Origin of the sequence: Azospirillum brasilense (assembly GCF_022023855.1) — a bacterium.
GTDB classification, from domain to species: Bacteria; Pseudomonadota; Alphaproteobacteria; order Azospirillales; family Azospirillaceae; genus Azospirillum; species Azospirillum brasilense_F.
The window spans coordinates 744,525-753,426 of record NZ_CP059452.1; the positions used below are offsets into that span (position 1 = coordinate 744,525).

Annotated in this window: 8 protein-coding genes; 5 read left to right on the forward strand and 3 right to left on the reverse strand. The window is 68.5% G+C overall.

Annotated features, from left to right (window positions below; all coding sequences use genetic code 11):
- Positions 1-77 precede the first annotated feature (77 nt).
- Genes H1Q64_RS29730 through H1Q64_RS29740 form a run of 3 tightly spaced genes read left to right on the forward strand, consistent with a single transcriptional unit; the run spans position 78 to position 3,087 of the window.
- Positions 78-863, forward strand: a complete 786-nt coding sequence (locus tag H1Q64_RS29730) for an SDR family oxidoreductase (RefSeq protein ID WP_237907463.1) — start codon at positions 78-80, stop codon at positions 861-863.
- A gap of 29 nt (positions 864-892) precedes the next feature.
- A complete protein-coding gene (gene pabB, locus H1Q64_RS29735) occupies positions 893-2,266 on the forward strand; it encodes an aminodeoxychorismate synthase component I (RefSeq protein ID WP_237907464.1) in 1,374 nt (457 codons plus the stop codon).
- Entirely contained in the window at positions 2,263-3,087 is an 825-nt protein-coding gene (locus H1Q64_RS29740) for an aminotransferase class IV (protein WP_237907465.1), read from the forward strand. The genes pabB and H1Q64_RS29740 overlap by 4 nt, the downstream gene beginning before the upstream one ends.
- A gap of 10 nt (positions 3,088-3,097) precedes the next feature.
- On the opposite strand, the gene H1Q64_RS29745 is transcribed toward H1Q64_RS29740, so the two are convergent.
- Positions 3,098-3,565, reverse strand: a complete 468-nt coding sequence (locus H1Q64_RS29745; protein ID WP_237907466.1) for a hypothetical protein — start codon at positions 3,563-3,565, stop codon at positions 3,098-3,100.
- Between the two features lie 104 nt (positions 3,566-3,669).
- Entirely contained in the window at positions 3,670-4,755 is a 1,086-nt protein-coding gene (locus tag H1Q64_RS29750) for a site-2 protease family protein (RefSeq protein WP_237907467.1), read from the reverse strand.
- Between the two features lie 273 nt (positions 4,756-5,028).
- Here H1Q64_RS29750 and H1Q64_RS29755 point away from each other — a divergent pair, with 273 nt between their 5' ends.
- Entirely contained in the window at positions 5,029-5,562 is a 534-nt protein-coding gene (locus H1Q64_RS29755) for a hypothetical protein (RefSeq protein WP_237907468.1), read from the forward strand.
- Between the two features lie 136 nt (positions 5,563-5,698).
- Here the strand turns inward: H1Q64_RS29755 and H1Q64_RS29760 are convergent, their stop codons facing one another.
- Positions 5,699-8,107, reverse strand: a complete 2,409-nt coding sequence (locus H1Q64_RS29760; RefSeq protein ID WP_237907469.1) for a transketolase — start codon at positions 8,105-8,107, stop codon at positions 5,699-5,701.
- Between the two features lie 140 nt (positions 8,108-8,247).
- Between H1Q64_RS29760 and H1Q64_RS29765 the strand changes: the two genes are divergently transcribed.
- Positions 8,248-8,730, forward strand: a complete 483-nt coding sequence (locus tag H1Q64_RS29765; RefSeq protein WP_237907470.1) for an Lrp/AsnC family transcriptional regulator — start codon at positions 8,248-8,250, stop codon at positions 8,728-8,730.
- Positions 8,731-8,902: the final 172 nt, after the last annotated feature.

Genomic DNA, 8,902 nt, shown 5'->3' on the forward strand with positions numbered 1-8,902 from the left:
TGACGCCGAACGGGGTGCCATCCGGCGGAGCATCTGCTAAACCTGCAAGACCGTCCACGCTCTCCGCATCGGTGACCATGACCGCCCCGCATCTCCCTTATCTGTCGCAGTTCTCGCTGGAAGGCCGGGTGGCGCTGGTCACCGGGTCCGGGCGTGGGTTGGGTCTGGAAATCGCCCGCGCCATGGCCGGGTCCGGCGCCCATGTGCTGCTGAACGGGCGCGACGCCGCGCGGCTGGAACCGCAGGCCGAGGCCATCGCCGCGGCGGGTGGGCGGGTCTCCGTGCTGGCCTTCGACGTGGCCGACCGGGACTCGGTGCGGGACGCCTTCGCGCGGATCGCCCGCGACCACGGGCGGCTGGACGTGCTGGTCCAGAATGTCGGGCAGCGCAACCGCAAGCCGCTGACCGACTTCGCGGACGAGGAGATCGGCGAATTGCTGAACGTCGATCTGGCTGCCGGCCTGATCCTGGCGCGGGAGGCGGCGCGGCTGATGCTGCCCCAGGGCTTCGGACGGCTGATCACGGTGACCTCCATCTCCGGGCAGATCGCCCGCGCCAACGACGCGGTCTACGCCGCCGCCAAGGCCGGGCTCGCCGGCATGGTGCGGGCGCTCGCCGCCGAGTACGGCGCAAAAGGCCTGACCAGCAACGCCATCGCTCCCGGCTTCTTCGCGACGGAGACCAACGCCGGCATCACCGGCAACCCGGCCCTGTCCGCCTACTTCGAGGGACGCACCCCGATCGGCCGCTGGGGCCGCCCGGAGGAAATCGCCGGGGCCGCGGTGTTCCTGGCCTCGCCCGCCGCGTCCTACGTCAATGGGCATGTGTTGGTGGTGGACGGCGGCGCCACCATTCTCATGTGAAGGCCGGTCTTACAGGAAGCAGCACCGCCATGCTGGCGATCCCCTTGTCATGCGCCGATCCGGCGGAGGCCTTCCGCGCCCTGTCCGGACAGCCTTGGTCGATGCTGCTCGACAGCGCCGCCGCGCACCCGGCCCATGGCCGCTACAGCTACATCGCCGCGGAGCCCGTCCGCACCCTGGAGTCGCTGGACGGGCGGGCGCATCTTGATGGCCAGCCGGTGGACGGCGACCCCTTCGCCGTGCTGGCGGAGGAACTGGCGCGCCACGCCCGACCCGAGGGGCCGCCCGAGGGACCGCCGAAACCGGCGCCCTTCTGCGGCGGGGCGGTCGGCTTCATCGGCTACGAGGCGGGTCTGCGGCTGGAGCGCATCCGCTCGCGCCATGCCAACCCCGGCGGCCAGCCGGAGATGGCCTTCGGCTTCTACGATGCGGTGGCCGCATTCGATCATGCGGAGCGCCGCGCCTGGGTGATCGCCGCCCGCCCGGAGGCCGAGGGCCGCGCCCGCGCCCTGGCCGCTCGGCTGGAGGGCGGCGGAGCATCCCCCCTCGGCCCCGTCCCGGCCGCCCCCTGGCGGAGCGAACTGGAGCGGGACGATTATCTGGCGCGGGTGGAGCGGGTGCTGGAGTACATCCGGGCCGGCGACATCTATCAGGCCAACTTCACGCAGCGCTTCCTGGCCGAGCGGCGCGACGGGCTGGACAGCTACGCGCTGTACCGGCGGCTGCGCGCGATCAGCCCGGCGCCCTTCGCCGCCTATCTCGATTGCGGCCCGCGCCTGCGCATCGCCAGCGCCTCGCCGGAGCGCTTCATCCGCCTCAGCGCCGCCGGGGAGGTTGAGACGCGCCCGATCAAGGGCACCCGTCCGCGCTACGCCGATCCTGCCGCGGATGCCGCCGCCGCCGCGGAGCTGGTGGCCAGCGTCAAGGACCGGGCGGAAAACCTGATGATCACCGACCTGCTACGCAACGACCTCGGTCGGGTGTCGCGGGTGGGCAGCGTCCGGGTGCCGACGCTCTACGGGCTGGAGAGCTTCGCCAGCGTGCATCACCTCGTCTCGGTCGTCACGGCGCGGCTGCGGCCCGGCCTGGGGGCGGTGGACCTGCTGCGGGCGGCGCTGCCCGGCGGCTCGATCACCGGGGCGCCCAAGATCCGCGCCATGCAGATCATCGACGAGTTGGAGGTGGCGCGGCGCGGTGCCTACTGCGGCTCGGTCGCCTGGCTCGGCTTCGACGGCGCGATGGACAGCAGCATCGTCATCCGCACCCTGTCGGTCACGCCGGATACGGTGTTCGCCCAAGCCGGCGGCGGCATCGTCGCCGATTCCGACCCGGCGGACGAGCATGAGGAGATGATGGTCAAGATCCGCGCCCAACTCCGCGCGCTGGGGGAGGAGCGGGCATGAACCCAGGCATGAACGCCGTCTGGCTGAACGGCCGCCTGCTGCCGGCGGAAGAGGCGCGGATCGACCCGGCGGACCGTGGCTTCACGCTGGGCGACGGGCTGTTCGAGACGATCCGGGTGGCCGGCGGCACCGCCCACCATCTCGACCGGCATCTCGCCCGGCTGGCGGACAGCGCGGCGCTGCTTGGCCTGCCGCTCCCCCAAGGCGCGGCAACGCTGACGACCGCGGCCGCAGCGCTGATCGCGGCGCAGGGCCGCGTGGAGGGCGTGCTGCGGATCACGCTGACGCGGGGCACCGGAGCGCGCGGCGTGCTGCCGCCGGCGGACGCTACGCCGACTCTTCTGATAACCCTAGCGCCCGCTCCGCCGCCCACCGGCCCAGTGGAGGCGGTTATCGCCCGCATCACCCGGCGCAATGAGCATTCGCCGCTGTCGCGGGTGAAGTCGCTGAATTACCTGGATTCCATCCTCGCCCGGCAAGAGGCGGCGACGCGCGGCGCGGGAGAGGCGCTCCTGCTCAACAGCGCGGGCCGTCTGGCCGAGTCCAGCGTGGCGAACCTGTTCATCGTCCGGGATGGGCGCCTGCTGACCCCGCCGGTCGCCGAGGGCGCCCTGCCGGGGATCCGCCGCGCGCTGATCCTGGAGCGGGGCGATGCCGGGGAGGCGCCGCTTTCCGTCGCCGACCTGCTGGGGGCTGAGGAAGCCTTCCTGACCAACAGCCTGGGTCTGCGCCCGCTGCTGCGCGTCGACGGGCAGGCCATCGGCGCCGGAAGGGTGGGGCCGGTGACCGCGGCGCTGCTGAAGGACATCGCGGCGGAGTAGAACGGCCCGGTCACGGGCGGATGTAGGACCAGCCCTCTTCCTGAAGCTGCATCAAGCGGACGACCCCGGAGGGCACCAGCTTGGCTTCCGGCACCATGGGGACCTCGCCCTGCTCGACGCGGATCATGCCGTTGCGGGTGTTCTCGCAGGCGGAGTAGGTCAGGGTCGGCAGGCTGCCCTTCAGCGACGCCAGCCGGTCCTTCACGGGCGAACGGTCGGCGCGCAGCATGTGCAGGCCGGGGCCGAAGGTGACCAGCTCGACCTCCACCGTCTCACCGATGTTCTTGTAATATTCGATGATGTTCTTGACGTTGTTCAGCGCCATGTTCATCAGCGCCGGGTCGTTGCTGCTGACCTGGATGGCGACGCGGTGAACGCCGGGCTGGTCCGCCGCGGCCTTCCGCCCCGCCATGGCCGCGGTCATCCCGGCGAATCCGGCCAGAGCCAGCGCCGCCCGGCGCGTGGAGCGCATTGCCATGTCATCCTCCCTTCCGGTGTGGGGGCATCCGCTGTCCTAGCACAATGACCCCGGACGCTGCTTGTTCCCGAAGGGAGAGGCGCCGCAACGGAAGGGGGAGGGCGTCAGCGGCGCAGGGCGTGTTTGGCGGCCTGAACCATCATCATCTCCCCCACATTTTCGGGCGTCACCAGACCGACCAGCCGGCCGCTTCCGTCATCGACGCCGACGGCGGGCAGGCTCTTCTCCTGCATCAGGCGCAGCGCCTCCTCCAGCTTGCCGTGCTGGTGGATCACCGGGATATCGGGGCGCATCACCTCCAGCACCGGCGTGTCCGGGCCGCGGTCGCGCAGGGCGCGGATCAGGTCGTCGCGGGTCAGCACGCCGCGCAGCTTGCCAGCCCCATCCACCACGGGAAACTCGTGCTGGGTCGTCCGGATCAGGCACTGCACCGCGTCCTCCAGCACGCCGGAGGGCGGCAGCGTCTCGAAGCGGGTGACCATGGCGTCCGACACGACCACGCCATGGGTGATCTCGCGCATCTGCACCGCGTGCGCCTCCGACGAGGCGCCGAGATAGACGAACAGCGCGATGAACAGCAGCATCGGGTTGCCGAACAGCCCGAGCAGCCCCAGCCCGATGGCCACCGCCTGCCCGACCGAGGCCGCCACCTGGGTGCCGCGCACATAGCCCATGCGGCTCGCCAGCACCGCCCGCAACACACGCCCGCCGTCCATGGGGAAGGCCGGGATCAGGTTGAACAGCGCCAGGAACAGGTTCACCACGGCCAATCGGGACAGCACGTCGATGCCGGCGTTCCGCACCTCCGCCGCCTCCGCCGGCACGAAGCCGCCGAGCGCGGCGTAGAGCAAGGCCGCGATCACCAGATTGACCGCCGGCCCGGCCAGAGCGACCACCAGCTCCTGCGAGGGCTTCTCCGGCAGGCGTTCCAGCCGGGCCACCCCGCCGATGGGCAGCAGGGTGATGTCCGGCGTGCGCACGCCGTAGCGCCGGGCGGCGAAGACGTGCCCGAACTCGTGCAGCAGGACGCAGAGGAACAGCAGCGAGAGGAAGACCACCCCCTCCAGCGCCGCCGGCCAGCCGCCCTGCGCGTGGTAGGCGGCGCCGATCCACAGAAGGAACAGGAAGAAGGTGATGTGGATGCGGATCACCGTGCCCTTCACGGTGCCGATGGGGATCGACCAGCTCATCCCGACCTCGCCTCGCGCTGTGACCGATGTGGGTGTGATCCTTATGTGGTGATCCAAGGGGCGTGGCGTCACGCTGCGCTTGGGGAGGGGGAACGGGTTGAACAACGCCGGTCCGTGCCGCGGATCGACGCCCGCTCAAACCAAATGGGGCAATTCCTGCTGCGGCCATCGACGAGAAGGAATTTTGTCAAATCTCCTATCGCCAAATTCTTGATAGCTGATTAAGTATATGCGACTTTTAAGAGCATTCAGTGCGATGCGCGGAGGCTTTCGGTGGATTTTTTTGACAGCTTTGCCGATTCGTATTTCAAGACGGGCGTTACCGGACAGCGGATCTATTATCCATTTGGGATATTCGGTCGCGGCCGCATTTTATCAGAAGAAGCCGAAGAGAGGAGATTGAGAACCATAATAAAATTTGCCTTTATTGCTTCCGTGGCAATGTATGCGGTTTTGTTCTCAGCAAGATTGTCCTTCTGGGTAAAGATGCCCGCATTGTGCGGGGTGGTGGTGGCGCAATATGCCTCCCACTACATGCCCGTGCGGACCCACCGCGTATCAAAGGAACGAATGTCTCTGGTGGAATCGTGGCTGATATCCGCCCGGGGCATCGGAAAGCGCACTCTGTGGGTGTTGTTCGTTCTCAGCGTTCTGATGACGTTGGTCTGCGCGTTTGTCACGTTCGTTGGTAAGGGAGGAATCTGGGACAGGCTTACAATGCTTCTTGGAGTGGCATTCTTTGGAGCGTGCAGCCTTGTCCACCTATGGATGATCCGTCAAATCGACCGAAAAGACCGCCGACCATAACACCCGTCTCCGGACAGCCGCCGCGCTCGCGTGCGAAAGGGGGCGGCTCACCGAAAGCGGGACCGGCCAAGCGGGAATGCGAACCTCCGCCTTGGAACGCCGTCACAGCCGGCCCGCGCCGTGGATGCCTCCCGCGCTACACCGCTTTCAGATGGCGGACCGGGCGGCCGGGAGACAGGGCCTCCGCCGCACGGACGATGGCCTGGGCGTCGATGCCGTGATGGCGGTAGAGGTCGGCGATGGTTCCGGTCTGGCCGAAATGCTCCACCCCCAGCGCCCGCGTGCGGTGACCAAGGACCGAGCCCAACCAGCCCAGCCCCGCCGGATGCCCGTCCTGCACCGTCACCAGCGCGCAATGGGACGGCACGCCTTCCAGCAGGCGTTCGACATGGGAGCGCGCGTGGGGCTTGCCGCGCTCGCGCGCTCGTTGCGCCGCGCTCCAGCCGGCGTGCAGACGGTCGGCGGAGGTGACGGCCAGCAGCCCGACGTCGCGGCGGTCCTCGCCGAGCATGCCCACCGCCTCGATGGCCTCCGGCGCCACCACGCCGCTGTAGGCGACGACCACCTGGGCGTTCGGGCCGGGGCGGCGCAGCCAGTAGGCGCCTTGGACGATGCCGCTCTCCAGCTCCTCGTCCATCGTCCGGACCGGCTGCTCCAGCACGCGCGAGGACAGGCGCAAATAGACCGAACCGCCGGTCTCGTCGCGCAGCCAGTTCCGCTCGTCCGGCTCGCCTTCACCCTCCCGCTGCATGTAGTCGAAGGCCCAGCGCATGGTGACGGCCAGCTCGTCGGCGAAGGCCGGCTCGAAACAAGCCAGCCCGTCCTGGGCCATGCCGACCAGCGGCGTGGCGATGGACTGGTGCGCCCCGCCCTCCGGGGCCAGCGTCACTCCGGACGGCGTGGCCACCAGCAGGAACCGCGCGTCCTGATAGCAGGCGTAGTTCATCTGGTCCGCCGCCCGCATCACGAAGGGGTCGTAGACGGTGCCGATGGGCAGCAGCCGCTCCCCGAACAGCGAATGCGACAGGCCCAGCGCCGACAGCAGGATGAACAGGTTGGACTCGGCGATGCCCAGCTCGAAATGCTGGCCGTCGGGGGAGAAGTCCCAGGTGTAGGTGGACGGGATGCGCTCCTTCTTGAACAGGTCGGCCAGCGCGCTCTTGGCGAATAGGCCGCGGCGGTTCACCCAGGCGCCGAGGTTGGTGGACACCGTCACGTCCGGCGCGGTCGTCACGATGCGCTCCGCCAACTCCGTCTTCTCGCGCCCCAGTTCGTTCAGGATCAGGCCGAAGGCCGCCTGGGTCGATAGCGCCTTCTGCGCCGGGGCCGCCAGAGCCGTGGGCACCGGGACCGCCGCCGCACCATGGCGCCGCCGCCCTTTGGCCGCGAAGGGCACCCGCTTCAGGAAGGCGTCCAACTCCGCCGCCGGCCGGCCCAGCCCCTCGAAGCGGTCCCACTCGTGGCCCGGACGGATGGCGTTGGCGGCGCGGAACGCCTCCATCTGCGCCGGGGTCATCAGACCGGAATGGTTGTCCTTGTGCCCGGCCAGCGGCAGCCCGGCGCCCTTGATGGTGTAGGCGATGAAGCAGACCGGCCGGTCGTGCGTGCGCGCCCGGGCGAAGGCGTCGAGCAGCGAGGGCAGGTCGTGGCCGCCGAGATTGCCCATCAGAAGGGCCAACTCCTCGTCGTTGCGGCGCTCGATCAGGCGGGTTACCGGCCCTTGGTCGCCCAGGTCGTCGAGCAGCCGCTTCCGCCACGCCGCCCCGCCCTGGTAGGTCAGTGCGGAATAGAGTTGGTTTGGGCACCGGTCGATCCAGTCGCGCAGGCGCTGACCGCCCTCCTCCTGGAAGGCCGCCTGCATCAGCGCGCCGTATTTCAGGATCACCACGTCCCAGCCGAAGGCGCGGAAGATGTTCTCCAGCCGCTCCCACAAACCTTCGCGGATCACCGCGTCCAGGCTCTGGCGGTTGTAGTCGACGATCCACCAGGTGTTGCGCAGACCGTGCTTCCAGCCTTCCTGAAGGGCTTCGAAGATGTTGCCCTCATCCATCTCGGCGTCGCCGACCAGCGACACCATGCGCCCCTCGGGCAGGTCCTTTGCCCAGCCCTTGGCCTTCACATAGTCCTGCACCAGCGAGGCGAAGAGCGTCTGCGCCACCCCCAGCCCGACCGAGCCGGTGGAGAAGTCCACGTCGTCCACGTCCTTGGTCCGCGACGGGTAGGACTGGGCGCCCTTGAAGCCGCGGAAATTCTCCAGATTCCCGCGCGTCTGGTTGCCCAGCAGATACTGGATGGCGTGGAAGATCGGGCTGGCGTGCGGCTTCACCGCCACCCGGTCCTCCGGGCGCAGGGCCTGGAAATAGAGCGCCGTCATGATCGTCGCCAGCGAGGCCGAGGACGCCTGATGCCCGCCGATCTTTAACCCGTCCTGGTTGGGGCGGACATGGTTGGCGTTGTGGATCGTCCAGGACGCGAGCCAGAGAACCTTGCGCTCCAGCTCGCGCAGGCAGGCGAGGTCGGCGTGGTTCGGAACGGTCGCGTCCATGTCTGTTCCCCTCTTGACGGAGCGGCGGTCGATGATCGGTAGAGCCTATCATTTGTGCCGCGGCAGGAGTTTGCAAAGTGGCGCCGGAAACGCCGCTGGTTTAGCATTGGATTGCGTAGAATGGCTGATAGCAGCATGAAATGCCAAAAATCAAACTCGATCGCATCGACCGGAAGATCCTGGCCCTGCTCCAGCAGGACGGGCGGATGCCCAACAACGAGCTGGCGGAGCGCGTCGGCCTGTCGCCGTCACCCTGCTTGCGCCGGGTCAAGGCGCTGGAGGAGGCGGGCGTCATCACCCGCCACGTCGCGCTGGTCGATCCCGCCGCGGTCGATCTGCCGGTGAACGTCTTCGTCAGCGTCAGCCTGGAACGGCAGGTGGAGGAGCGGATCGACGCCTTCGAGGCCGCGGTGATGGCCCTGCCGGAGGTTATGGAATGCTATCTGATGACCGGCGACGCGGATTACCTGTTGCGCGTGGTGGTTCCCGACCTCGCCAGCTACGAGCGTTTCCTCAAGGAGCATCTGACGCGGATTTCCGGGGTCGCCAACATCCGCTCCAGCTTCGCGCTGAAGCAGGTGCGCTACCGCACGGCCCTGCCGCTGGGCCATCTGGCGGGATGAGATGGGTTAAAAATTAGACGTCTAATGCCCGCCGTCGCCGTCTCTGACGTTCGCAATGGAAGACCTGGGCCGCTTTTTGCCATAAAGAGTATTGGAACAGGGGCGCGCGGCGAATCCTTCCGCTGCCAGACCCCGACCGACAGGCAAAGGCATCGGGAAGCAGGACGGGATG